Raw genomic sequence first — 569 nt, 5'->3', positions numbered from 1 at the left:
CATAGCCATCAAGTTTAAAAAATAAGTCCGATGCCTTTTGGCATCGGACTTATTTTTTAAAACTTGAGAGTAGAAGAGTGCGGTTTTGGACATACTCAAATAAGACTCTCTGAATTTCGTATTTTTTATACGGCTTTGTGAAGTCTTTTCGTACATTCTTGAGTGATACTAAGGATATCGAACGGTGTACGACACTTATACCTTCGTGCTTTTCGTCCGTTTTTGACAAGATCTTGAAAGAGCCTGGTTAGCACTGATACAGGATGTTGAAAGGTTGTGAAAAGCACGTCGTGTATACTAGAGAAGTAAATTTTGACGATATATGTACACTTATACTCACTCACCTCTTTTTGTTTTTTCTCCCATATAAGTCTTCTCATTCGATATGTAATGCTAGCTACCAAACACAAACCAATTAATTGCCCATATAAATGACATTGAAATCGTTCCAGTTTCACAGGTTTCACTTCATGAATTTTAAAAATAGACTTCCATGTTTTAAATATAATTTCAATTTGCCACCGTAAAGAATACAGTTCATATACTTCATTGTGCGGAAGGTGTTTACT

Annotated in this window: 1 protein-coding gene; it reads right to left on the bottom strand. The window is 35.0% G+C overall.

The window, feature by feature from the left end; translation table 11 throughout:
* Positions 1 to 125: 125 nt before the first annotated feature.
* Positions 126 to 569, bottom strand: a 444-nt coding sequence (locus PDQ33_RS29010; RefSeq protein ID WP_270757138.1) for a transposase, incomplete at its 5' end; no start/stop codon positions are given.

The sequence above is a fragment of the Bacillus cereus group sp. Bc031 genome, from assembly GCF_027716265.1.
Classification (GTDB): Bacteria; Bacillota; Bacilli; order Bacillales; family Bacillaceae_G; genus Bacillus_A; species Bacillus_A paranthracis.
Note: the sequence above shows the minus strand (reverse complement) of the source record. Positions and strands in the feature narration are given on the sequence as shown.